This window comes from Pseudaquabacterium terrae (assembly GCF_013266755.1).
Lineage (GTDB): Bacteria > Pseudomonadota > Gammaproteobacteria > Burkholderiales > Burkholderiaceae_C > Pseudaquabacterium > Pseudaquabacterium terrae.
In genome coordinates, this window is record NZ_JABRWJ010000011.1 from 26,047 (window position 1) to 50,843 (window position 24,797).

19 protein-coding genes and 4 pseudogenes are annotated in these 24,797 nt (G+C 64.0%); 7 read left to right on the forward strand and 16 right to left on the reverse strand.

Features of this window, described 5'->3' with window-relative positions; genetic code table 11:
- Positions 1 to 274: 274 nt before the first annotated feature.
- Positions 275 to 478: a hypothetical protein gene (locus HLB44_RS29935; protein WP_173131991.1), complete on the reverse strand. Its 204-nt coding sequence runs from the start codon at positions 476 to 478 to the stop codon at positions 275 to 277.
- 614 nt (positions 479 to 1,092) lie between these two features.
- On the opposite strand from HLB44_RS29935, the gene HLB44_RS37545 reads away from it, so the two are divergent.
- The 4 genes and pseudogenes from HLB44_RS37545 to HLB44_RS29955 all read left to right on the forward strand — a co-directional run bounded on the left by HLB44_RS37545 (position 1,093) and on the right by HLB44_RS29955 (position 4,441).
- Positions 1,093 to 2,367 (forward strand): toll/interleukin-1 receptor domain-containing protein, encoded by a 1,275-nt coding sequence (locus HLB44_RS37545; RefSeq protein WP_343051636.1) that lies wholly within the window; start codon positions 1,093 to 1,095, stop codon positions 2,365 to 2,367.
- 115 nt (positions 2,368 to 2,482) lie between these two features.
- Positions 2,483 to 2,757, forward strand: a pseudogene (locus tag HLB44_RS29945) (IS110 family transposase); the annotation flags it as partial.
- 195 nt (positions 2,758 to 2,952) lie between these two features.
- Entirely contained in the window at positions 2,953 to 3,375 is a 423-nt protein-coding gene (locus HLB44_RS29950) for a TIR domain-containing protein (protein ID WP_173131997.1), read from the forward strand.
- Between the two features lie 139 nt (positions 3,376 to 3,514).
- The gene (locus tag HLB44_RS29955) at positions 3,515 to 4,441 is read left to right on the forward strand and encodes a toll/interleukin-1 receptor domain-containing protein (protein ID WP_173132000.1); all 927 of its coding nucleotides are present in this window, start codon (positions 3,515 to 3,517) and stop codon (positions 4,439 to 4,441) included.
- Positions 4,442 to 5,160: 719 nt separating this feature from the next.
- On the opposite strand, the gene HLB44_RS29960 is transcribed toward HLB44_RS29955, so the two are convergent.
- The 4 genes and pseudogenes from HLB44_RS29960 to HLB44_RS37550 all read right to left on the reverse strand — a co-directional run.
- Positions 5,161 to 6,381, reverse strand: a complete 1,221-nt coding sequence (locus HLB44_RS29960; protein ID WP_173132003.1) for a hypothetical protein — start codon at positions 6,379 to 6,381, stop codon at positions 5,161 to 5,163.
- An 80-nt stretch (positions 6,382 to 6,461) separates the two neighbouring features.
- Positions 6,462 to 7,319: a carboxypeptidase-like regulatory domain-containing protein gene (locus HLB44_RS29965; protein ID WP_173132006.1), complete on the reverse strand. Its 858-nt coding sequence runs from the start codon at positions 7,317 to 7,319 to the stop codon at positions 6,462 to 6,464.
- Positions 7,320 to 7,414: 95 nt separating this feature from the next.
- Positions 7,415 to 8,350 (reverse strand): SEFIR domain-containing protein, encoded by a 936-nt coding sequence (locus HLB44_RS29970; protein ID WP_173132009.1) that lies wholly within the window; start codon positions 8,348 to 8,350, stop codon positions 7,415 to 7,417.
- 779 nt (positions 8,351 to 9,129) lie between these two features.
- A pseudogene (locus tag HLB44_RS37550) lies at positions 9,130 to 9,282 on the reverse strand (IS1380 family transposase); the annotation flags it as partial.
- Between the two features lie 150 nt (positions 9,283 to 9,432).
- Here HLB44_RS37550 and HLB44_RS29975 point away from each other — a divergent pair.
- Complete coding sequence (locus HLB44_RS29975) at positions 9,433 to 12,381, forward strand: WD40 domain-containing protein (protein WP_173132012.1); 2,949 nt, start codon at positions 9,433 to 9,435, stop codon at positions 12,379 to 12,381.
- 212 nt (positions 12,382 to 12,593) lie between these two features.
- Here the strand turns inward: HLB44_RS29975 and HLB44_RS37555 are convergent.
- Both HLB44_RS37555 and HLB44_RS29980 read right to left on the reverse strand, forming a co-directional pair.
- Positions 12,594 to 13,127, reverse strand: a pseudogene (locus HLB44_RS37555) (helix-turn-helix domain-containing protein); the annotation flags it as partial.
- 34 nt (positions 13,128 to 13,161) lie between these two features.
- Positions 13,162 to 13,386: pseudogene (locus HLB44_RS29980) on the reverse strand (transposase); the annotation flags it as partial.
- A 146-nt stretch (positions 13,387 to 13,532) separates the two neighbouring features.
- Between HLB44_RS29980 and HLB44_RS29985 the strand changes: the two are divergent.
- Positions 13,533 to 14,909, forward strand: coding sequence for a KGGVGR-motif variant AAA ATPase (locus HLB44_RS29985; protein WP_173132015.1), 1,377 nt, complete (start codon positions 13,533 to 13,535; stop codon positions 14,907 to 14,909).
- Positions 14,910 to 15,003: 94 nt separating this feature from the next.
- On the forward strand, positions 15,004 to 15,324 hold the full coding sequence (locus HLB44_RS29990; RefSeq protein ID WP_173132018.1) for a hypothetical protein: 321 nt from the start codon (positions 15,004 to 15,006) through the stop codon (positions 15,322 to 15,324).
- Between the two features lie 444 nt (positions 15,325 to 15,768).
- Here the strand turns inward: HLB44_RS29990 and HLB44_RS29995 are convergent, their stop codons facing one another.
- The 9 genes from HLB44_RS29995 to HLB44_RS30035 are packed head-to-tail and all read right to left on the reverse strand — an operon-like array spanning position 15,769 to position 24,771.
- The gene (locus tag HLB44_RS29995) at positions 15,769 to 15,960 is read right to left on the reverse strand and encodes a 2-hydroxymuconate tautomerase (protein WP_173132021.1); all 192 of its coding nucleotides are present in this window, start codon (positions 15,958 to 15,960) and stop codon (positions 15,769 to 15,771) included.
- A gap of 12 nt (positions 15,961 to 15,972) precedes the next feature.
- On the reverse strand, positions 15,973 to 17,022 hold the full coding sequence (gene dmpG, locus HLB44_RS30000; protein WP_173132023.1) for a 4-hydroxy-2-oxovalerate aldolase: 1,050 nt from the start codon (positions 17,020 to 17,022) through the stop codon (positions 15,973 to 15,975).
- Between the two features lie 14 nt (positions 17,023 to 17,036).
- Entirely contained in the window at positions 17,037 to 17,957 is a 921-nt protein-coding gene (locus tag HLB44_RS30005; protein WP_173132026.1) for an acetaldehyde dehydrogenase (acetylating), read from the reverse strand.
- A 40-nt stretch (positions 17,958 to 17,997) separates the two neighbouring features.
- Positions 17,998 to 19,065: a formylglycine-generating enzyme family protein gene (locus tag HLB44_RS30010; protein WP_217283856.1), complete on the reverse strand. Its 1,068-nt coding sequence runs from the start codon at positions 19,063 to 19,065 to the stop codon at positions 17,998 to 18,000.
- A 4-nt stretch (positions 19,066 to 19,069) separates the two neighbouring features.
- Entirely contained in the window at positions 19,070 to 20,842 is a 1,773-nt protein-coding gene (locus HLB44_RS30015; RefSeq protein WP_343051637.1) for an arylsulfatase, read from the reverse strand.
- A gap of 21 nt (positions 20,843 to 20,863) precedes the next feature.
- Positions 20,864 to 21,652 (reverse strand): 2-oxo-3-hexenedioate decarboxylase, encoded by a 789-nt coding sequence (gene dmpH / locus HLB44_RS30020; protein ID WP_173132029.1) that lies wholly within the window; start codon positions 21,650 to 21,652, stop codon positions 20,864 to 20,866.
- Between the two features lie 13 nt (positions 21,653 to 21,665).
- Positions 21,666 to 22,448, reverse strand: a complete 783-nt coding sequence (gene dmpE / locus HLB44_RS30025) for a 2-oxopent-4-enoate hydratase (RefSeq protein WP_173132032.1) — start codon at positions 22,446 to 22,448, stop codon at positions 21,666 to 21,668.
- A 14-nt stretch (positions 22,449 to 22,462) separates the two neighbouring features.
- Complete coding sequence (locus HLB44_RS30030; protein WP_173132035.1) at positions 22,463 to 23,917, reverse strand: 2-hydroxymuconic semialdehyde dehydrogenase; 1,455 nt, start codon at positions 23,915 to 23,917, stop codon at positions 22,463 to 22,465.
- Positions 23,914 to 24,771, reverse strand: coding sequence for an alpha/beta fold hydrolase (locus tag HLB44_RS30035; protein WP_173132038.1), 858 nt, complete (start codon positions 24,769 to 24,771; stop codon positions 23,914 to 23,916). Before HLB44_RS30035 ends, HLB44_RS30030 begins: the two co-directional genes overlap by 4 nt.
- Positions 24,772 to 24,797: the final 26 nt, after the last annotated feature.

Consider the following 24,797-nt stretch of genomic DNA (forward strand, 5'->3'; position numbering starts at 1 on the left):
AATCACCTTCACGTTGGCCCGAGGCTCAGAAACAGCGCGAGGCCGTGGCACATCGCGCAGCGCCTGGTCGGAAGCCGCGACGCTTACGTGGGTGATCCGACGCACAGCCTGAAGAGCAATTTTCGCCGGCTCGGCTCTCTTCGCGCGTACCGACATCGGTGCAGGGCTCAGTCATCGGCCGCTACGCCGGCCGGCACTTCGACGGCACCGTGCTGACCGCTGTCGCGCACATCGATGGCGCGGGAAGCGCTCCCCGTCCTGCCGACTCCCCTCATCACAGCGTGGTCAGCGCCGGCGGCTGGGGCAGGTCGCCATCGATGTTCAGCAGGACGCCGGCCAACTCGAGCTTGCGCCACAGGGACGGCGGCACCGCCATGTCCCCTTCTGGAGTGCGCGCTCGGGCGATCCAGGCGCCAATCTGGGCGTGGTGGTCGGCGGTCAGGAGCATGCGGTCCCGCATCTCGTCAAGCGTCGGCATGGTTGTCGTTCCCTCGAGGAAGTCGAGCTGGACCCGTCTTGCCACCCACCTTGGATGCTGCCACGACAGGCGGTCTGGGCGCTGCACCTGGGCATGAAGGATGCGGTTCTAGGCGACGATGTGTGCGGCAATGCGCACTGACTGGCAGCCCGCACGAGAGACACCGGCCTTCCGAACGCGCCGAAGGCGCGAAGATCACCGAAGCCACGGCTACCCGTCAAGCGCCTGTTCGGCACGATCGTGCGCGACATATATGACAAATGCGCGCTCGGCGCACGCAAGGACCGTGCCTCACTGGCTGCGACGACATGTCGGGGGGGCCGAACGGGCGTGGGCGGAATGGTCGCTGGATACGCAGGGATGTACGTCAGCAGGCTGAAGCAAGGTTGACGGAGTCGAACTTCAAAGGTCACCTGCCGGTCACTAGCTGTTTCGTTGATCAATGGCAGCTTTGCGCCCATGTTCGCCGCAACCGGCATTGGCGAGTGGGTCCTGAAGTCGAGACGTGCAGCAAGGCTTCCCTGATGCATCACATGCCAGCTGCCGTCCGGCGGAGGGCTGGCCGCACGGTTCGCAGGCCTGCGGGTTGGAATGCTGCGTGGCATCGTAGGCGCGTGGGCGCCGCCTCACGAACCGCCTCGCATGCCACCTTTTATCGCGACGTCACTTCGCCGGATGCCCTCTACCCTAACGATCGACCTTCGTGTAATCTCGTCAGCACCTCCAGCCTGATGTTTTGTACTGCGCAAGGGGCCGACGGCCATCCGGACGATGGCCTTAAAGACCTTTCGAATCCCATGGCAGATCCTTATGCATTGGCCGCCGCAAGAAAGGGCGGGAACGCACTCATGAAGTGGCAGTTTGCCGAGTCGGTCGAACACGTGGACTTGTCCGGCGCTGACTTGCAGGGCCTGGACTTCAGGTGGACCAACTTCGCAGGCGCCGACCTCAGCGGCGTGAACCTTCAGGGCGCCGACCTCACCGGGGCCTACTTCGGACCGGGCTCGTTCAGTGACAGGCCCCCCTTCGTCTCGCAGATTAACTACCCGGCGCGATTGGAGCAAGCCCGGCTGGCGAAGGCAAACCTGCTGGCTGCAACCTTCAATTTTGCGGAGTTGCGCTCGGCGTCGTTGTCGGACACTTACCTTGGCCTGGCCACGTTTCGCGATTGCGAACTAGCGAAGGTCGACATGCGGGGCGCGACGCTCATACGAACCGCCTTCTTGAACTGCGATCTATCTTCGACCATCGACTTGCCCACCGCGAGACACCACGGCCCCTCGCACCTAGACATCGCAACGCTCAGCCGATCCGGGACACTGCCCCGAGAGTTTCTGCGGCAGGTCGGCCTGTCAGAGCTGCAGATCGACTACCTGCCTGAATTAGTACGAGACACCGCTCCCATCTCTTTTCATTCATGCTTCATCAGCCATTCAAGCCGCGACCGGGAATTCTGCGACATGCTCTACGAGCATCTCGTCCAAAACGGCGTTCGCACCTGGTATGCGCCTGAAGACATTCGGGGCGGCGAGAAGCTTATTCCGCAGCTGACCAAGGCAATCAACCTATATGACAAGCTCATCCTCGTCTTGTCGGAGACGTCGATTGCAAGTCCGTGGGTCTTGAATGAAGCCTCGTGGGCGCTGGCGCGCGAGGCAACCACGGGGCGCCAAACCCTGTTTCCCATATCGTTGCTTCCCTTCGATGTGCTTTTGCGATGGTCATTGGTCGATCCGGATACCGGACAGGATATTGCAAAAGCGGTTCGCAGCTACTTTATTCCAGACTTCTCACGGTGGAAGGTGGACAAATCCCTCTTTGCAAGTCCCTCACGACTGCTTAGGGACCTTCAAGCCACGGAGCCCGTGCCCACGGTCACGAAGGCCTAATCTTGCTGTGTCATGAAGTGCGCGGCACTCGTTTCCGCATCCCCAGCATGGACACTGGCGTAACCGAGTGGATGAGTTCATGCGCGAGACGGTGGCGCAGCGAGGGGATCGAGGTATGCAATGGGATGGACGCTCCCACCTCGATCTGGCCAGGAACGTCTTCCAGGTACACGGCGTCAACGCGCACGGCAAGGTCGTGCTGCGCAAGCAACTGCGACGCGGCCAGGTTGCGGCGTTCTGCCAACCTTCCCCCTTGCATGATTGGCATGGAGGCCTGCTCGAGTGCCATCGCTGGGCGCGCAAGCTGGGTCGATGGGCCACACGCCGCGGTTGATGGCTCCGCAATTCGTCAAGCCGTACGTCAAGAGCAACAAGAACGATGCGGCTGACGACCTCGACAAGCGACTTCCAACACGGCCCAACCCCTTTCCCCGCAGGAATGTAGGTACGCTTTGGCATCGGCGGTAAACGCCTGCGATAGCCCGTCACACCTATGACAACGGGTCCAGCCACGGGACCAACCGCTTGCGAAAAGGCCGGACCAGGCCGCAGAATCGGCATCCGACGAGAACGATACAACAAGACATGCCTCAGTTGCGCAACTATGACATCTTCATCAGTCACGCTTGGCGGTACGGCGATGCGTATTACCGACTTGTCGACCTGCTTGACGCTGCGCCGTACTTTCAGTACCGCAATTACTCAGCACCTGAGCATGATCCACTGGCCGATCCGAACACCACAGTCGGGCAGCGCAAGTTGGAGGCCATGATCAATGCGCAGGTCCGGCCGGTGCAATGCGTACTCGTCATCGCTGGGATGTATGCGGCACATCGCTTCTGGATTGACAAGGAGATCGCATACGCCAACTACTACAGCAAGCCCATAATCGGTGTCATCCCTTGGGGACAACAACGAGTTCCCCAATCAGTTCAGTTCTCTTCTCACGAGATGGTGCACTGGAACACCGACTCCATTGTTAGCGCCATCCGCCGCCAAGCGCTGTGAGCGCTGCGTCCCAGCCTTGTACAGAGGAAGGATCGAAGCGCCCTGTTTGCCTTGCGAGAGGTGATTTCCCAATCCCATTTGTTTGTCTCGAACGACCCGCTTAAATTTGCCAGCCATCTAACGTCACTGGAGCACTCGAATGCCCGCCTTCATCAGTCACAGCTTCCAAGACGCGGCGATCTATTCCACGCTGTGTCTGGCGTTGGATGCGGCTGGAATCGACAGATGGGATCCTGAAACGATGGCTGGTGGCGAATCGTTGGCCGAGCAACTTCGAACAGCGATCAATTCTTGCGAGGTTTGCGTGAGCATCGCAACACGGCGCTCGATCGAGTCGCCGTGGTGTCTGGCAGAGCTTGGCGCGTTTTGGGGAGCTGGGAAGCGCGTTCTTCTGTTCATTGTTGACCCTGACCTGTCCGATGCCGTCCTACCTCCGCAGTTCAAAGGAAACCTGCGCTCCCACACCGCACAAGAGCTGATCGCATCTATTCTTGAAGCTCAATCCGCGGATAGCGCGCACGGGCGCACAGCCGTGGAGTTCTTTGAATCGTCCGCAGTCTTCGGCGCTGACTCTCAATGGAGACGGATCGTGGAGCAGGCAAACAGATCGGTTTGCATGATGGGGGTCTCCTTGAACGCTTGGGTAAGAACTCAGGACTTCGCTAGCCTTATTCGACGCCGCGCGGAGAAGGACGGGATTCAGTTTCGCTTCTTAACGTTGCACCCCGAAAATCCGTCGATTGACGACTTGGAGCGCAGCGCGCAAGCGAATGAAGCGGCCATGGTCGTTCGCGCCCAGATTGCCTTTTCTTCCAAGTCCTTTAGTGAACTAGCTTTGTCAAGCGACCTGATCGAGTACCGTCAACTTCGAACTCGCACTCCCAACTTTGCCCTGACGCTTACCGATCATTCGGCCGTACTGGTTCAGTACCTTCACGCCCTCAACTGGGGTGCTGGACCCGTGATGCGCTGCCTCACAAGCTCGCCATTCTTCTCGATTCTCCACCGGGAATTCGACGAGCTATGGCGTCAGGCCAGTCCTCCAATTTCTGCCGGTGTTCAATAGGGGCCCCTCGTTGTTCTGCGCGGAACAGGCCAAGCGCGGACGCGCGCGGGTTTCGCAGTCGGCGCCGAAACCGGCCAGGCGCCCAGAAAGAGCCGCTCCCCATGGGCTCCGATGCGGCAATTCTACTTGGCGAAAACCCGACATTGCCAATCGGCGCCTACATTGTGTGTGTCAAGGCCAAGTTGAAGTGTCGCCCTGCTGGCCAAGTTCAAATGTCGCATCGGTGCATTCGCAGGTGAGGGCGGTGCGGCGCTGCAGATAACTTGTCCACCGGCGGCGTGGCGCCTCGCGCACGCAAGACGCCGACGGGGGGCAAGTCGTTCAGCGCTCGGCGGTGGCCAGGGCTTTTGCCCGGCGTGCTTTCAAGGCGAACGGTGGCTTCTTCGGGACGACAGGGATACAGACCTGCTCGTTTCCCATCCGCCGCGCCGCGTGGCCCACACCCAGCATCCACGACCGCCTGGATCGTCTTCAGCCGATCCGCTTCGCGCATGCTCATTGTGATGGTTCCGTCGTAGCCATCGCTCCTTCCCCCTCGGACAGGGGCCACGATGCGACATTTCTACTTAGCCAAAACCGGACATTACTATAATAATCAGCCGCACAGAATCATGAGCGACAAGGTTCTATGTTGAACGGCCGGGGAGCAGCACGACCTCGCGTGTTCTGCGCCTCAATCAAGTTCTTGGCTCTTGATGCCTGTCGAGTCGAGACCTTGGTCACGGAGTGATTCTGATCAGCACGTTGTCGCGACTGGACCGCTGAGCCTCCAGAAGCAATTTCCCCGCGAGCTGCGCCTTTTCCCTGTCTCCAAGATACCTGTACAACAGCCCCAGGTTTCCGAGGAGCTCGACATTCAGCGGGTCGTCCTGCAGGGCCTGTGCAGCTCTGACGGTGATTTCACGTATGCGGCGGGGGTCAAACCTCTGCTCGTCATAGGGGGTTCTAGTGCGAACGAAGCTCCTATCAGCCAGCCCGGCCACCTTCACTATCAAGTCCAGGTTGAAGCTTCCAGCACCGAACGAAGGAGCGACACCGCCAGGGCCGGGCGCGGCAGCAGCCCACCGATCTAATTGGTTGGACATTGCTCGGTCGCCATACATTGCGAATTGATCGAGGGTCTGCGCCTGGTCGACAAACTCACGGACCGCGCTGCTTAGGCCTGGTGTGAACTTCGGGATTTGTCGCGCGGCACGCTCAAAGTCGAGGACCTTCCAATCCATGTAGCGGACGAGCGATCCGAGAAACGCTCCGACTTCCAAGATCGATGCACACGAGTCCTCGCATCCGGTGCGCATCGGAACCCAGCCTCGCGCGTTCCCCTTGCGGAGCAAGACCCATCCCGGACGGGATTTCTTGTCGAGAACCGACCAACTGCCATCCGTTGCGCCCAAAGCGCGCGCGTCTGCGTCAGGTTGCGACCGCGCGTGGGTAAGCACTTCGGCGCCAGTCAGCAGTTGATTCACAGCCTCTTTGCTCAAGACTAGTCGTTGGAGCAGCATTCGATCGGAACCAAGGCGGCCTATCAGTGTCCCGCGGCCCATTGCATCCGGCAGGCGGAACCTCGCTCTGAGATACGTAGACGCAACGTTCGCTGGAATCTGGAGATAGGATTCGATGGCCAGCTCTTCTCCGATCGCGCGGATCGTCCCCCAAACCGTCAGCGTCGCCCTCTGCGCGTTCGCAAGCAACTCGACTTGCTCAAAGTAGTCGCCAACGTCGCGAGTATCAGCGCTACCCAGGCGTCCAAATCGGATCACGCCGAAGCTCAGGTCGCTATTGGCAATCACCAACTCCCGACCAAGCAAGCGCGCTATCACTTCGCCAAGTCCAGTCTCGTCAGGATCCTCGTAGCTGAACAGAGCGACCCTGTATTTTGCATGGTCGAGATACCGCGGGATTGGCTTACCTTCTCGCACCAACTCGAACGTCTTCGCCATCGGTGGTTCCGTATGTGCACTGGCGAACTGCCAAGCCATAAGAATCGCAAGCACCAGCGCAATCCTGCCCAGTACGCGAGTCATTTCAGATCTCCCGCAATGAGCCTGGACGAGCCCTGGCTCGCTTTGCATTTCTCAGATACGGCCTCTACTTCCCGCGGAAGACCTTTCGGGAACAGCTGCCGGGCGGCGCGTGATATCTCCACGCACTCTGCAAACTCGCCGGCTTCCAGATAGCCAGACACGAGCCCGAGGACCACACCCGACAGTAGTTCGTTCGACAGCCGAGCGGCGGTAGGTCGGTCCAGGTTCACATTGGAACTGCTGACTCTGCGCCTTTGAGCATTGTCCGGCTCATGCTGGGATCCGAGTGATACTTCGAGGTCGAACTTTGGCGGTTGGCTTGCTTTCGCCACACTTCCCGCAACTACCGCATCTGCCTTGAGCACCTTCGCGTAGCGTGGCAAGAGTTCCAACTTCTTGATTTCGGAGCACGCGACGTAGTCGGGGCTGGCACTGCGCCGAATGCGCGACAGGTTCAGATCCTTCAGTGCGAAGCTCAATGCGTCCAACACTTGGGCGTTGAAGTCGCCTGACCCAGGCAGGTCCGCAGGGGGGCGGAAGCTGCCCACGACGACGCGTCTTGCGCGCTTTGAGGTGCAATCCGCCAAGGCTTTCGGCTGCAGAACGAAGTTGTAGCGAGAATCAATGGTCTTTCCGGCAACCACGGTCACGACCTGCGCCGAGTCGATGTACCCTTCCTTGCTGACTGCCAACTGAAGATTGGTCGTCCTGGTGCCAGATGCTATCGGGACTATCAGTTCGAAGTTGCCACTTGCATCGGAAGGAACGGATGCAATTTCTTGGGTGTCGCGCCTGACATCGATGCGAGCGCCCTCGAGCGGGGCGTCCGTCAACCTGTCCATGACGGTTCCCATGATCGCCGTTTGTGAATGTACTGCAGTTGCTTGCGCGATGAGTAGGCACAAGAGAATCACCCGACGCGCTGCCGTCCATAGGAAGATCGAGGCCCTCATCCGCCACCTCGCGAAAGTTGAATGTGTACTCCATCGACGCTGCGATAGTCCCTCGATTCGTAGGGGCACCCTTCAATGTCAAACGACGCGATAGGATCTCCCCCGGCGGCTCTGAGCAACAGATTCCAATTCCGCGACCGCTGCGAATCCTGACTGATTTCGAACACTGCTTGTAGCCGCTGAGAGAACCGATGCGCGCGCGTCTCTCCCGACATCGTGACTTCGGCGACAACGGGTTCGACCGGTGCCTCGACGACTTTCAGCCTAAGCATACAGGACGACTGAGCTAGGGGCCACGCCCAAGTGAATGCTCCTATGGCTGCCACCGCGGCAGACAAACCCAGTGCAATACGCCGGTCCCGACGTGAGCGATCGGCGCTGGAGTTCTGTTGAGGCTCCGTTTGATGGTGAAGGCTTCCGCCGCAAGTCAATGTCTTCGCCCATTCAGCTATGCGGGCAAAGTCTCGGTCTGCGCGGAAGTATGGGTATTGCCTCAGACCTTGTGATATGTGCGCAGCATCGGCGTCGTCGAAAATGACGACGCGGATTCCCTCTGCCCGGCCGCCGGCCTCGTAGATCCGGGTGCGGATGTCATCTGCCTCGCACGCCGAGCCCAGACCCGCGCCGGCCAGGCGAGGCATCTTGTCGAAGCTGTCGAACCATCCGACCGTGCCGATGATCAGAACGCAGGCAGATTTCGACGCGTGGTCGCTGCTCCACTTCGGCCAGCCTTCGTCAGGCCCTGTGTGATGCTCGTCAAGAAAAAACTGGTCGAGTGCTACATCGACGCCAGCATCACGGAGTCGCAAGGCGAAGGCCCTGACGCGCGTCCCATGTTGTGCGTCGAGATGGCGATAGCTGATGAAGGCCTTCGGAATTCTGCGTGGCATGTGATTTCCGGCCGTGCGCACCACGAAGGTGAACCAGCGCACTTGACAAGTCATTATCTGGCAAGAGGGCGCCCTCGGAATCGAAGTAGAGCAGGCGCAGGGACGGAAGCAAGCCCTCCAAGGGTTTTCCCCTTCCACGCATCGGTTCGTACTTTACATAACAGTATTACCGACAATTTGAGTGAGACTTGATCAGCATGTGGCGACGCCTTTCCTGAGGAGCGCAGCAACCGAGCGGCATGCTGCTCATGGCGACAATGCCAGACCCCTTCGAGCGCACCTCAATCGCGTGAGCTTCGCCCTTGTTAGCCATGCCGCCCCCGACAAGCGCGACCGCGTAAGGCCGCCGGTGCAGCCCTTGCGCTCGAAGGTGTGCGGCTTTGGCTGGATCGCCCCGGGCCGGGACCTGACGACTGCCAGCTGTCCGAGGACTTCGTCCGCACACACGGCATCCAGAGTCTGAGGCTCGGCCAAGCATGGGATGAGGGCATTCGCCATGCGCTGCGCGAGGCCAGTGCGGTGCTGGTCTGCCCGTCGAAGGCCGCTCTGGATCCGGCGCGCGACGTGCTCCTGGTCGAATATCCGTGTCGAAGTAAATCCGGCGCTGCTGTAGGCGGCGGGCAAGTTTCGTGATCGCGATTACCGGAATGAAGCCGGTTCAACGCTGAGACATCCCATACGCCATGGTGACGGACAGCCCGTCCTCGCGCTCGAGCAACTCACACACCTTTGGCGGCCCGTATCGCGTCAAGTACCCGAGTTTGACGTCGGAGGTGGGCGTAACGCACCGACGCTCAGGCGTGCCATTCGGTGCCTCAGCCCGCACGGCGTCGCCAGGCAAAGGCTCGATCCGCTGCACGGGTCAACCCGATGCGTTCATCGGCTTGCCGCAGCAGCATCACGGCGCCGTCGCTGACGATGTCCCCACCGTCTAACGCCTCCACTGCGCGGCGTCCAGCCTTGCCGAGCCGCATTGACCCGTCGGTACACTAGGGCAGTGAGCGCCCCCCTCGACTGCCCTAGAACGCCTATGACCACGTGCTGCCGGATTGGGCCGCCTACCTCGTTGCTCGCGAAAGATGCAGGCTAGGTAGGGCCTGTCTCAACGCGATGGGAAGGCTTGCATGGTTACCGCAATTGAGACCGTCAGTGTGTTCGTGTCATACGCTCGTGAAGATGAGCAGATCGCCAGACGTCTGGAGGCCGCGCTGCGGGAGCGGCAGGTGGAAGCGACCGGCGATTGGAACCTGGTGCGTGGAGACGACTACCGTGCTCAGCTACAACTGCTAATCGCGACAAGCGACGTCTTCGTGTTCCTGTTGTCGCCGGATTCCGTACGATCTGAGCCCTGCCGCGAAGAGGTCGCTCTTGCAGCGACGCTCGGCAAGCGCATCGTGCCCGTGTCGATACGCGACCACGGCGACGACGAGCTCGTGCCCGCACCGCTGCGGTCACCGCAATGGATCCTCATGCGCTCTCACGCGAATTTCGACGAAGCCGTGGCGGGGCTCGATACGGCGGTTCGCACCGATTTCCCGTTGGCGCGCGAACATCGGCGGCTGTTGATCGCTGCAGACAACTGGCAGTTCAACCAACGTCGCAGGGGCTACCTGCTCCGCGGCGAAGCGCTGCGGGCTGCCGAGCATTGGCTGGCTCAGGTGAGCTCGCAGATCGGGCGATTTCCGAAGCCGACGGTATTGCAGTCGGAGTTCATCGTCCAAAGCCAGCGCCATCGTCGAACCAGCGTACAACAGCTCATCGGTGCCGTCTCATTTGCGGCCATCGTGCTTGCCGTGCTTGCGGTATTCGCCTATCTCAAGCAGCTCGAGGCGCAGAAGCAAGCGCGGCTCGCCACCTCGCGCCGGCTCGCTGCGGAAGGCACCAGCCTGATCAGCACACAGCCCGACCTGGCACTGGCGCTTGCGGCGGCAGCGTGGCAGACAGATCCAACGGGGAATGGACGCACTGCTCTGCTGCAGACGCTGCAGGCTTCGCCTCACCTTGCGCGCTTCCTGCATGAACATGGGAGCACAGTGCGCGCGGTCGCCGTCAGTGCGGACGGCCGGACCATCGTCGCGGGCGACGAGGCAGGTGCGATGACCTGGCACGATGCCGCCACCGGGCGCTTGCTCGATCGGCAGCTGTCCGATCGGGGAGCGATCCATGCGCTTGCCTTCAGCCGCGACGGCCAATGGCTGGCGACTGGCTACTGGAGTGGCTCGATAACGATTCGGGACTCGGCAACGCGCGCAGTTCGGCGTTCGATCGAGGCCGGCAGCAACGTGTTGGCGCTTGACTGGAATCCAGACGACACGCAACTCGCTTGCGGCCTCATCAACGGCAACGTCCGAATCATTGACATAGCCTCCGGCGCGTTGACGTCGCAGAGCATGTACGCGCACGGCAACGGTGTATGGGCCGTCCGGTTTTTGAACGACGGCCACCTGGTCTCGGGCGGATGGGACGCGACGATTGCCGTGTGGGATCCTGCAAACGGCAGCGAAGTCGGTCCGCGACTGACAGGACATCGACTCGGCATTCGCTCTCTGGCCCTCGGACCTGACGGCAAGACGCTGGCGTCCGCAGCGCTCGACGGTACCGTGCGCTTGTGGAGCGTGGACGCGCGGCAGGCGATCGGACCAGCGTTGGAGGGCCATGCCGGGTACGTGGAATCGGTGGCCTTCAGCCCGGATGGTCGCTACCTGGCGTCCGCGAGCGGCGACTCGACGATCCGCCTGTGGGATGTGCAGAAGCAAGTCGCCGCCGCGCCGCCGCTGCAAGGACATCGGGGCGCGGTGTGGTCGGTGGCGTTCGCTCCATCCGGCACCGGACTCGTCAGCGGAGGCAGCGATCACAAGATCCTGATGTGGGACCTGTCGATCCGCCACCCACTTGCGCGACCACTGCAGGGTCCCTTGTCGAAGGGAATCGGACAGTTGGCCTTCAGCAGGAACGGGGAGTGGCTCGCGGGAGCCGGCGCCGCCGGCAACGTGCTGCTCTGGCACTGTTTGACGCGGTGCGAGGTACCTCGCGTGCTGACCGGCCACACATCGAGTGTCTGGCGCGTGGCCATCGATCCGAGCGATACAGTGGTGGCATCGGGCGGGACGGATCGCACCGTGCGGCTGTGGGATCTCCAGAGCGGGCGGGCGCTCGAACCCGCCTTGTCGGTACCCGGAGCAGACGTGTACGGACTGGCATTCACTCCCGATGGCCGCACCCTGGTCGCGTCAACCTTCGACGGCGCACTCCACTTCTGGGACTGGCGCGGCCGGTCCGGGAAGCGCCTGGACACCGGCCGACGAACTCAGGTCGGCCAGTTGGTAATCACCCCTAACAGCCGGATGTTGCTGGCGTCGGCTAATGACGAGCTCATCCTCGTTGACATGACCCTGCGCACACTCGCCGGCCGCATCGCCGTGCCGGGCACGCGCATCAACGCCATCGCGATCACGCCGGATGGCCGCCGTGTGGCCGCAGGCGGGACCGACAAGACGATTAGGCTCTTCGATCTGCCCGGCGGGCGCGAGAGCGGCTTGCCCCTGGTCGGCCACAAGTCGACCGTGCAAGCGCTCGCGTTCGATTCAGGCGGCAACGTGCTGGCATCGGCAGGCGAGAGCCAGGAGCTATTCCTGTGGGATCTTGCAACGCGCCGGCCGATCGGGCCGCCGTTGAGCGGGCATACGTCCACTATTGGCGGTCTAGCGCTGCATCCCACTAAGCCACTGCTGGCTACCGGCGACTGGGACGGTCATGTGCTGGCGTGGGAACTAGACGGAGACAGATGGGCCGCCGTAGCCTGTCGCGTGGCAGGCCGGATGCTTTCGGAGGGCGAGCGGGCGCAGTACCTGGGCGACCGCGACAGCGCACAGACCTGCAACGGCGGCTCGTTGCTGGAATCATGGGCGTTGCCGGGCAGCACGCTGGCCTTGCGAAGGGTGGAACGGGCCACGCTGCCGCCGGAACAAGGGGTGACGGTATCGGTGATTGATGTCCTCAAGGCGGCGGTCAATCGCCTCGCACAGGAGAAGGCGCGAGCTTCGGCGGCATCAGCGGTCTCAGGTAATCGATGAGCCCGGATCTCGCGTAAACCGGTCCGCCGACCAGCGTTCCCGCTCACCCCGTGGTGCACGATGCCCCCACTGGGTCGGAGCGGTCCTCACGGCGGACTGGCAGGAGGCGTATTGGGCGAGAACCATCCGCGCTTGCTGGCCGTGAAGGAATCGCTTTCCGCGACGTAGGCGCCCACCACGCGCACGAAACTGCAAGAAAGGTACGACTACCCCATCAATCGGCTCGTCGCATCGTCGACGAACACCAGCAGTCGTGCACGCCGGCGCACGGTCCTCGAACCAATGATGATCGCTGCCGTCGATCTGGATCAGTTCGCCCACACACGCTCGGCGGTTGCGCAGTTGGTGGATCTGCGGTGCGCGTTGCCGGCGTGGCGTCCACTAGCCCGCTTCGGTCATGATATCGAACCGTCTCCGCTGCCATGAACTCATCGTGGCATTCCGCGAGCTTCTCGCGCGCCAGCGTCGGTCCGAAGTCCGCATAGCGACCGCTGATCAGTCGCATGGCCCGTTCGGCCAGACCGGGCGCGAGCTGGTGGTTGCTGCGCTGGCCAGGGTTGTGCGACACCAGCCCGAAGGCGCGCTCGGCTCGGTAGCGATCCAGCAGCCGCTCCGACCTGGCGCCTGCTCAACCCCAGCCGCCGCGCCGCCTGGCCCACACGCAGCATCCGGTCCACCACCGCCTGGATGGTCTCCAGTCGATCGGCCTCGCGTATGCCCATCGTGATCGTCGCCAGGGTCGCCATCGCCGTACCCCAGGGGGTCAGAATGCGACATTTCTACTTGGCCAAAACCCGACATTACGAGCTTCTCTGGCGTCGCGATGCTCGGCCGTCCCACCCTTGACGTCGGCTTCGTACAATCGCCGAGAAGCTCGCATCCATCTTCGCCAGCGCCTCGTTAACCCAATTGCGAATCGGTCCGCAGCGGATGCTTGGCCGGCACGAAGTCCTCAAGCTTGATCGTCGAGAACAGACTCTGGCAGTAGCTATCGGTTCCTCGCATCGCTGGCTCGTCCCTCGTCACCCGGCGCCATCCTTGCTCAGGCGAGGGCGACCGTCGATTGGTATTTCAACGGCCTGTTAGAGTACCTCGAATCGATGTAACCTTGTCGCACAATTCTGGGCTCCTGCCCATTACGAAAGACACGCATGATTGTTGCCTTCCACTCCTTCAAAGGCGGCGTGGGTAGGTCGTTTGCGCTTGCCAATGTTGCCCTGACCATGGCACGCAGGGGCAGGCGTGTCCTAGTTGTCGACTTTGATCTGATGGCGCCCGGACTGGAGCAGTATCTTTGCGACGATTCACGACGTCGGCAGGTTCGCAGCTCGCCCGGTTTGCTCGACCTAATCATGGCCTACGAACGCGCCACGACCAACCTTGAAGAGAACAGGCGCGCAGAATTCAAGAACTGGCGCTCGTACGTGTGCTCCCTCGCTATCACGACTGGCTCTCGTCTCGACTTGATGACCTGCGGCTCGCGTGAGAACTTTGAACAGTATGCTCAGTCAGCTGCGCGCTTTGATGCGAAGCGCTTCTTCGAAACCCACGATGGCGAACGATTCTTTGCGTGGCTCACTACGCAATGGCTTGCTGGAGAAGTCGGCTACGACATCGTCCTACTCGACAGTCCAAGCGGTTTTGACGATCTAGTCGAGATCGCCACGTGCCAACTGGCCGATGTCGTTGTGTTAATGAGCGCACTGAATCTCCGAAACATCGACCTAGCCAGGGAGAGGTTGTACCACTTTCATTCTGACGCTGTTCACCACAAGCGATGCGGTCGCCCGTTGCAAACGATCGTCGTCCCCGCAAATGTCGATCGAACCGAACGCATGGAAGTGGAGTATGCACTGACGCAGCTAAGGGAAACGGTCGGAGATTTCGCAGCTCCCCTCAAGCTCGTTGAGAAGGGGTTCGACATCACCCAGGTCGCCGTTCCCTATGTTCGGCAGTTTGCCTATTTCAGCGATTTCCTGGATGCCGACCGCCCTGTCGATCCTGACTTTGCCGCTGCTATCGACCGGCTCTCCGACTCGCTACTGCTGCTTGAAGAGCCTTGTGAGATCGAGGCATCTGATGAACCTTTCGAAGACTTTCCGCGACTCCTCAGACGACCGCTCACAGTATTCCTATGCCATGCGCGAGAAGACAAACCAGCCGCGCGAAGACTACATCAGCTACTGAGCCGGGATGGCTTCAAGCCGTGGCTCGATGACATAGATCTGCTTCCTGGGCAGGACTGGAAGACGGAGATCGCCAAGGCCGTTCGAGGATCGGATGTCGTCGTGGTTTGTCTCTCTCAAACGTCAATCCAGAAGGATGGCTTCGTGCAAAGGGAGATTGGCTATGCGCTTGATCGCGCTGAGGAGAAGCCCCCCGGGCGGCTATACATCGTGCCGGCCCGGCTGCATGCGTGTGAAGTTCCTGAGCGCCTTGGCCGGTGGCAGTGGGTGGATCTCTTTGAAGCCGACGGTCATCAGCGCCTTGTGGCCGGTCTGGAAGCTGCGGTCCAGAGCGCTGGGTAGCTCATACTTCTCGTTTAACAGGCTGTTGAAATCCCTATCGACTTCTCGCCTAGCGCGAGAGACGGTCGGCGCGCAACAGGAACTCTCTAGCATCATGAACGTTCGTCTGTTTTCGCTCATCGCCATTGCGTCTGGCATGTTTGCCACCAGCGCCCAAGCCGCTGAAACTGTCGCTGAAAAGACGTCCGCTGCTTCAGGCCCCTCCGCCGAGCGCAAGGCCGCTCGCGCGGCGAAGCGTGCCGAGAACAAGGAAGCCGTGAAGAGGGGCGAGATTTCGAAGACCATCGAAGCCGATACGGACAAGGCCTCAGCCGCGTCGGGCACCTCTGCCGAGCGCAAGGCCGTTCGCGCCTCGAAGCGCGCCGAGAACAAGGAAGCCGTGAAAAGGGGCGAGACCCCGAAGTCAGTGCCCTGATCTTTGGTTCGTCCGGGCGAGCGGGCCGTGGCCCGCGTGCTCGGTGCCCCGAGTCGACGGTATGTCAGGAGGCGCAAGGCGAGCGGATAGCAGATAGCGGAGCAAGTCATGCATGGTCCGGTATCGTCACAAGACCGGCATGCCGATAGCTATGGACGACAATGATAATTCTGTCTATCGGTTGAGCGGCCCGGGTTGCTGCTGGAGATTTCAGACTTGTCACGATAGACGCAGCAGGTGCAAGCCAAGGGGCCTGGCAACTACCGAAGGGCGTATTAGGCTTAGAAGCAAGTCGAAGTCCGCGATGGGTCAACTGGCGTGCGAGGTCGCCGCCTCGCACAGAATCTCGCCCCCTCCTCATCGGCACCTGGGAAGCGACGCGCGAGGTGTCCACGATCGCGAACTGCACCGCAGTGCAGTGGGCCATAGCCACCCCCGCAGCAGTCAGCGTCCAAGGTCCTTCGCACTGACCCCGGCGATGCCCCAGTTTTCCTTCGGCACGTCGTGAATCCACACCCGCACGTTTTCCTTCGGGGCACCGACGGCCTCGACCAGCGCCTGGGTCACCTTTTCGATCACGGCCTGCTTCTGCTCGGCAGTGCGGCCCTCGATCATGTAGATCTGGGCGAACGGCATCGTGGTCTCCTTTCAGGCGGCCCGGGCCGGCATCAGGCCTCGCGCGCGGGCCAAGGTCAGTGCGGTGTCCTCGATCATGTCCTCCTGGCCCCCGACCATGCCCCGTCGGCCCAGTTCGACCAGCAGGTCCCGCGCCGGCACGCCGTACTTCTTCTCCGCGCGCTTGGCGAACAGCAGGAAGCTGCCGTAGACGCCGGCGTAGCCCAGCGTCAGGGCGTCGCGATCGATGCGGATCGGAAAGTCCATCAGCGGAACGACGATGTCTTCGGCCACATCCTGGATCTTCCAGACGTCGATGCCGGTCTCGATACCCATGCGGTCGCACACTGCCACCAGCACCTCCATCGGCGTGTTGCCGGCACCAGCGCCGAGGCCTGCGGCGGCGGCGTCGATGCGGGTCGCGCCGGCCTCGATGGCGGCAATGCTGTTGGCCACGCCCATCGCCAGGTTGTGGTGGCCGTGGAAGCCGAGCTCGGTCTCGGGCTTCAGCGCGGCGCGCACGGCGGCGAGGCGGGACTTCACGTCGTCGGGCAGCATGTGGCCGGCCGAGTCGGTGACGTAGACGCAATTCGCCCCATAGCCTTCCATCAGCCGCGCCTGCGTGGCCAGGCCTTCGGGGCTGTTCATGTGCGCCATCATCAGGAAGCCCACCGTGTCCAGGCCCAGCTTGCGCGCGGCGACGATGTGCTGTTCGGAGACATCAGCCTCGGTGCAGTGCGTGGCGACCCGGATCGTGTGCACGCCCAGTTCGTGCGCCATCTTCAGGTGGTCGACGGTGCCGATGCCGGGCAGCAGCAGCGCCGACACCTTGGCGTGCCGCATCAGCGGAATGACCGTCGACAGGTACTCCTCGTCGGTGTGCGCCGGGAAGCCGTAGTTCACGCTGCTGCCACCCAGGCCGTCGCCGTGCGTGACCTCGATCAGCGGCACGCCGGCCGCGTCCAGGCCGCAGGCCACGGCCTTCATCTGCTCCAGCGTCATCTGGTGGCGCTTCGGGTGCATGCCGTCGCGCAGTGTCATGTCGTGCAGCGTGACGCGCTTGCCTTCGAGTGGGCTCTTCATGGTCGATTCTCCTGTCAGGCTGCGACAGCAGCGGGTTCGAGTACCAGCCGGCCGGCCAGCATTTCCTCGGCAAACAGCTCCGCGGTTCGTGCCGCGGCGGCGGTCATGATGTCGAGGTTGCCTGCGTACTTCGGAAGGTAGTCACCCAGGCCTTCGACTTCCATGAAGATCGAAACGCGGCGGCCGTCGAACACGGGGCCGTTGACGAGCCTGTAGCCCGGCACGTATTTCTGCACCTCGCGGACCATCGCGTGCACCGACTCCTCGATCTGCGCGACCTTCGGCTCGTCCACCGTCAGGCAGTGGATGGTGTCGCGCATGATCAGCGGCGGGTCGGCCGGGTTGATGACGATGATGGCCTTGCCGCGCTTGGCGCCGCCCACTCGCTCGACGGCGCCGGCGGTGGTGCGGGTGAACTCGTCGATGTTCCTGCGTGTGCCCGGGCCGACCGAGCGGCTCGACACGGTGGCGACGATCTCGCCGTAGTCCACGGGCTGCACGCGGCTGACCGCGTAGACCATCGGGATGGTGGCCTGGCCGCCGCAGGTGACCATGTTGACGTTCATCGCGCGCCGGCCGACCTGTTCCTTCAGGTTCACCGGCGGCACGCAGTACGGGCCGATCGCGGCCGGCGTCAGGTCGATCATCATCACACCCAGCTCGTTGAGCTTGCGCGAGTTCTCGGCGTGCACATAGGCGCTGGTGGCATCGAACGCGATCTGAACGCCATCGGCGAGCACGTGCGGAAGCAGGCCGTCGACGCCCTCGGCGGTGGTCTTGATGCCCATCTCGCGGGCCCGCTTCAGGCCGTCGGATTCGGGGTCGATGCCGACCATCCACACGGGTTCCAGCAGCGGGCTGCGCTGCAGCTTGGCGAGCAGGTCGGTGCCGATGTTGCCCGGCCCGATGAGCGCGCATCTGATCTTCTTCGTCATGAGTGACTCCTGGAGTTGGTCCGTTGGGGTGCGCTGTGAATCAGCGCGACGCGGTGGTGGTGAGCACGGGGGCGACCGTGCGAAAGCCGATGTGCGAGGTGCCCAGGCCCGCCTCGGCGGGCTGCCGTGCGGAGGGGCGGTAGCGCATGCAGACGCTAGGGGCGCACAGGTGCGAGCCGCCCTTGATCACGCGGGCGGGCGCTGTGCCGGCCGCCGCGGCGCGTTGCGCCAGCGTGTCGGCCGGCCGGCCCGGGTTGAAGCCGGTGCCGCGCTCGCGGGCCGATGCGTACACGGTCGCCGTCCACTGCCAGACATTGCCGGCCATGTCGAACAGGCCGTAGCCGTTGGCCGGAAAGCAGCCCACCGGCGACGTGCCCGCAAAGCCGTCGTCAGCGCTGTTGACCAGCGGAAACGCTCCCTGCCAGGTGTTGGCCATGGCGCGGCCTTCGGGCGCGAAGCGATCGCCCCAGACGTAGGGCTGCGCCTGCAGGCCGCCGCGGGCGGCGAATTCCCATTGCGCTTCGGTCGGCAGCTCGCGGCCGAGCCAGCGCGCATACGCCAGAGCGTCGTCGTAGGCCACTTGCACCACCGGGTGGTTGTCAAGTCCTTCGATGCTGCTGGCGGGCCCCTGCGGATGGCGCCAGTCGGCGCCGGGCACGAGCCGCCAGGTGCCGGCCTGGCGACCTTGGGGCATCACGAACACTGCGGAGGTGGCGACGCTCTGGTGCACGCCCATGGCGGTGGCAGCGCGCTCGGCCACGGTCACGTGGCCGGTGGCGGCGACGAAGCGCGCGAACTGCGCATTCGTCACATCGTGCCGATCGATCCAGAAGGGTTCGACCACGGCTTCCTGCGCCGGCGCCTCATCCGCGTAGTGGTGGTCCGAGCCCATGCTGAAGCGGCCGCCCGCCACACGGACCATGCCGCCCTGCGGACCGCTCTCCGTGGGCAGGCCGCTGTAGCGTTCGCACAGCCCCGACGAAGCGGCCCGCGAGGCGACGGGTGCGCGCAACTCGGCCGCCGCTGCCATCAGCGATGCACCGACGGTGGCCGCGGCCACCACTACGCCGGCCAGGCCGAGCAGGTTGCGGGTTATGGTCCTGCCCATGGCGTCACTTCGCCCGCGGCTGCTGCGCCGCTTCGATGCTCAGGTCGTCGTAGTACTTCGCGCCGTTGCTGTAGCCCGCACGCGTGGCCAGGCCCGGGATCTCCAGCACGCCGTTGTCGGCGACGTAGCGGCGCCAGTCGGCCAGCAGTTCGGCCAGCTTGGCCGGGTGCCGGGCCGCCAGGTCGTTCTGCTCGGTGCGGTCTTCGGCCAAGTTGTAGAGCTCCCAGGTGTCCTTGCCCCAGGGCGAATTGGCGTAGACGATCTTCCAGTCGCCCTTGCGCAGCGCCTTGCGGCCGCCCAGCTCCCAGCCGATGGCGTCGTCGGGCGCGTAGGCCGAGGTTGACTTGCCCTGCAGGAAGGCCAGCAGCGAGCGACCCTTGACCGGCAGCACGCCGGCCCCCGGCCCCTTCGCCGCCGGATGGGTGGCACCGGCCAGCTCGTACAGCGTGGGCGCGATGTCCATCACGTGGCCCACCTGCGGCCGCTGCTGCGCCAGCACGCCCTGGCCGGGGGCCCACACGATCGCCGGCACGCTGATGCCGCCCTCGTACATGAACGACTTGTACATGTTGAAGGGCGTCATGCCGACCTGGGCCCAGCCGGGGCCGTACTCGACGAAGGAGCCCGGCCGGCCGACGTTGGCGGTGCTGTTGTCCATGTCCTTGTGGACCCACTCCCGCGTGCGCGCCACGTCGTAGACCGAGTTGCCATCGGCGCCGTTGTCCGACAGGAACACGATCACGGTGTTGTCGAGCTCGCCGGTCTTCGCCAGGTGCGCCAGCACGCGGCCGATCTGCCGGTCCATGTTGTCCACCATGGCCGCATAAACCGCCATGCGCCGCGCCTCGGACCGCTGCTGCTCGGGCGTGAGCCGCGCCCAGCCGGGCCACTTCGGGTTGCCGGTGTACAGCTTCGATTCGGAGGGGATCAGGCCCAGCTTCTTCTGGCGCTCGAAACGCTCGGCGCGCAGGGCGTCGTAGCCTTGGTCGTAGCGGCCTTCATAGCGCGCGATGTCCTCGTCCTTGGCATGCAGAGGCCAGTGCGGCGCGGTGAACGCCAGGTAGGCGAAGAAGGGCTGGCGGCCGTCGCCGCGGGTCTCGTCCAGGTACTGCACGAGCCGGTCGGCGAAGGCTTCGGACGAATAGAAGTGCTGGCGCGGCGTGTCCACCAGCTTGCCGTTCTCACGGTACAGGGCCTTGGGCGGCTTGCTCGGGTCGGTGGCGACGATGCCGAACTGGTCGCCGAAGTGGCTCGCGCCGCCCATCGTCATCGCGTACGAACGGTCGAAGCCGCGCGCCGCCGGGCTTTGCTCCTCGGCATTGCCCAGGTGCCACTTGCCGGCCATCACCGTGCGGTAGCCGTGGGCGCGCAGCACTTCGGGAACGGCCGCCACCCTGGTGCTGAGGTAACCCTCGTAGCCGGGCTTGCCGCGCTGTTCGGGCAGCATCAGTTCGGCCATGTCACCGAAGCCGGCCAGGTGGTTGTCGGTGCCCGACATCAGCATCGCCCGCGTGGGCGAGCAGAAGGGCGAGGCGTAGAAGTTGGTCAGCGTGGCGCCGCCCTTGGCGAGCCGGTCGATGTGGGGCGTGGCGATCTCGCCGCCATAGGCGCCGAGGTCGGCATAGCCCAGGTCGTCGGCCAGGATCAGCAGGATGTTGGGCTTGGCTGCCTTGGGCGCCTTGGGCTCGGGGGGTGGTGTCGCGGAGCAGGCGGCGAGCGATGCGGCGGCGACAAGCACGCTCAGGCGCCGCCACGCACGGTAGTGCAAATGGGTCACGGTGGTCTCCGGAAGCGGTGGTCAGACGAAGCGCATGCCGACGCTGCCCAGGTCCTGGAAGCGCGCGATGACGCTGTCTCCGGCCTGGACGGCAATTGCCTCGGTCACGCCGCCGGTCATCACGAAGCTGCCCGCCGGGATCTCCTGGCCGCGTGCACCCAGGTGGTTGGCGAGCATCGCCACGGCGGTCAGCGGATGGCCGAGCACGGCGGCGCCGGCGGCCATCGCGACGATCTTTCCGTTCTTCTCCAGCACCACGCCGAGTGTGCGCAGGTCGAGCCCGTCGACCGCCCGCATGCGCGAGCCGACGACGAATCGCGAAGCCGAGGTGTTGTCGGCAATCACGCTCTTCAGGTCGAACTTGAAGTCGCGGTAGCGGCTGTCGATGATCTCGACCGCGGGCACCACGAAGTCGATGGCGGCCAGCACCGCGCCCACATGGCAGCCCGGGCCGCGCAGCGGCGCCTTGGTCACGACGCAGATCTCGGCCTCGACCCTCGGATGGATCAGCTCCGATGTCTTGATCTCGCCGCCCTCGGGCCGCGCCATGTAGTCGGAGACGAAGCCGAAGACCGGCGTGTCCACGCCCATCTGCTTCATCTTCGCGAACGAGGTTAGGCCCGCCTTGAGTCCCACGGTGCGCTGGCCTCGGGCTTCCTTGCGGCGGCGGATCAGGTCCTGGATGGCATAGGCATCGTCCCAATCCATCTCCGGGTGTTCGTCGGTGATCTTGGTGACGTCGCGCGCGTTCAGCTCGGCGGATTCGAGGTGCGCGGCCAGGCCGGCAATCGTCTGGGGAGTGAGTTTCATCGCATGCTTTCGTTCAGATGAAGCGGACGCTGGTGCTGCCCAGCCCGCCGACGCTGCAATGCAGGCTGTCGCCGGCCTTGACCGGCACCAGCGGCGACTGCGATCCGGACAGGATCACCTCGCCGGCCTTCAGCGCGATGCCCAGCCGTCCCAGCGTGTTGGCGAGCCACGCCACCGCATTGACCGGCGAGCCCTGCACCGCGGCGCCGGTCGAGGTGCTGATCACCTCGCCGTTCTTCTCCAGCACCATGCCGGCCAGCGCCAGGTCCACTTCTCGCGGGTCGCGCCGCGTGCCGCCCAGCACCAGCACGCCGCAGGAGGCGTTGTCGGCCACGGTGTCCTGGATCTTGATCTTCCAGTCGCGGATGCGCGAGTCGACGATCTCGAAGCACGGCATCACGAAGGCGGTGGCGCGCAGCACGTCGGCCGCGGTGACGCCCGGGCCCTGCAGGTCGCTCTTCAGCACGAAGGCGACCTCGGCCTCGGCCTTGGGCGCGATCATGGTGTCGACCCGGATCGCCTCGCCTTCATGCACCACCATGCCCGAGAGCAGCTGGCCGAAGTCGGGCTGGTCTACCTTCAGCATGTCCATCACGACCTGGCTGGTCACGCCGATCTTCTTGCCGACCACGGTCTCGCCGGCGTCGAGGCGGCGCTGGATCATGCGCAGCTGGATGCGATAGGCATCGTCCAGCGTGATCGAGGGCTCGCGGTCGGTCAGCGGCTCGACGGGCTGGCGGTCGAGCAGCGCCTGGTACAGCTCGTCGCCGTACTGCTGGATCTTGTCGGGGTTCATCGTTTCGTCCTCATTCAAAGTTTGACCATCACGTTGCGGAGTTCGGTATAGAACTCGAGCGAATGCACGCCACCCTCTCGGCCGATGCCCGAGGCCTTGCTGCCGCCGAAGGCGGTGCGCAGGTCGCGCAGGAACCAGCTGTTGATCCAGCACAGGCCCACGTGCACTTCGCGCGCCATGCGGTGCGCGGTCGACAGGTCCTGTGTCCACACCGTGGTCGCGAGGCCGTAGTCGGTGTCGTTGGCGAGCGCGATCGCCTCGTCGACGGTGTCGAAAGGGGCGATGTGGCAGCAGGGGCCGAAGATCTCCTCGCGCACGACGCTCGCGGTCTCCGGCAGGCCGGTCCAGATCGTGGGCTGCACCCAGCAGCCTTCGGCCAGCGCCCCGGTCATCGCCGGCACGCCGCCGCCGGTCACCAACGTAGCGCCTTCGGCCGCGGCTTTTGCGTAATAGCCAAGCACTTTTTGCTGGTGCTCGCGCGAGATCAGCGGGCCTAAGCCCACGCCGGGCTCTTCGGACGGGCCAATCTTCAGCGCCTCGGCCCGGGCCTTCAGCGCGGCGACGAAGCGATCGAAGATCGGCCGCTGCACGTAGACGCGTTCGGTGCCCAGGCACACCTGGCCGCAGTTCTCGAACGCGCTGCGTGTGATGCCGGCAACCGCCTTGTCGAAGTCGGCATCGGCGAACACGATGCCGGCGTTCTTGCCGCCGAGCTCGAAGCTGACCGGGCGCACGCCCTTGGCGGCGGCCGCCATGATGACCTCGCCGGTGCGTGTCTCGCCGGTGAAGGTGATCGCGTCGACATCCGGGTGCTGGGTCAGGAAGGCGCCCGCCGAGCCGGGTCCGAAGCCGTGCACGACGTTGTAGACGCCGTCGGGAATGCCCACCGCTTTCATCACCTCGCCGAGCAGCGTCGCGGTGGCGGGCGTCTCTTCGGAAGGCTTGACGACCACCGTGTTGCCGCAGGCCAGCGCCGGGCCGACCTTCCAGGTCATCAGCAGCAGCGGCAGGTTCCAGGGGCAGACCACGCCGACCACGCCCACCGGCGTACGCAGCGCATAGCTCAAAGCCGTGCCGCCGTCGGGCGTCGTCATCTCGAAGCTCTCGGTCGGCACGTTCTTGACGATGTCGGCGAAGACCTTGAAGTTGGCCGCGCCGCGCGGGATGTCGATGTGCGAAGCCAGCGACTTCGGCTTGCCGGTGTCGGCCATCTCGGCAGCGAGGAAGTCATTGAAGCGTCGGTTGATCTCGTCGGCCACCGCGTGCAGCAGCTCGACGCGCCTGGCCACGCTCATGCGGCCCCAGTCGCCCTTCAGCGCCGCGCGAGCGGCGCGCACCGCGGCGTTCACTTCGGTCTGGCCGGCCTCGTGCACGAGGCCGATCAGCCGGTTGTCGACCGGCGCGCGGTTCTCGAAGGTCTTGCCGGTGGCGACGAATTCGCCGCCGATGAAGTTGAGGAACTGTTTCATGCCTGTCTCGTCGTGGCGGAGGACGCCGCCGCGTCGGCTTCGGCGAAGAAGTCGCCGACGAGCCGGTTGAAGCGCGCCGCATGCTCGATCTGCGTCCAGTGGCCGCAATGGCCGAACACATGCAGCTGGCTGTTGGGAATCCACCGCGCCAGCGTCAGCGAGTTGGCAAGCGGAATCACGCGGTCCTCGCGGCCATGCAGCACCAGCGTTTCATGGGGCAGGGCGCGGATGTCGGCCTCGGCGCTGCACATGGCATCCACCCACCGCTGGCGCGGCGCCGGGAACATGGCGGAGAAGGACTCGTGGAAGCCCGGGCGGATGCTGGCCTCGTAGCGCAGGCGGGCCAGTTCGTCGGTGGCGAGCTTCGAGTCGTGCGCGAAGACGTCGAGCAGCGCACGCATCGTCGTCAGCGACGGCTCGTAGCCCCACACCGCGTCCAGGCCCGGCGTGATCGCGAACGGCACGCCCACCGAGCCCATCAGCACCAGGCGGCGCACCCTCTGCGGATGACGGATGGCCAGCGCCAGCGCCAATGCGCCGCCGAACGAATTGCCGACCAGGTCGGCGCGTTCGACATCGAGCGCATCGAGCACGCCAACCGCCTGCGCGACCCAGTTCTCCATCGAGTAGCGCTGGCCGGCCGGTCGATCGCTGAAGCCGAAGCCGACCATGTCGGGCGCGATCACGCGGGCTCGCTGCGCCAGCACCGGAATGCTCAGCCGCCAGTTGGCCCAGGCCGAGACGCCGGGGCCCGAGCCGTGGATCATCAGGATAGGCGATCCCTGGCCGACGTCGTGCAGGTTGGTGCGGATGCCGGCCGCGGTCACCGACCGGCCGATCTCGGGGTTCGTCATGGTCACTGCCTCAGTCTTTTGTCATG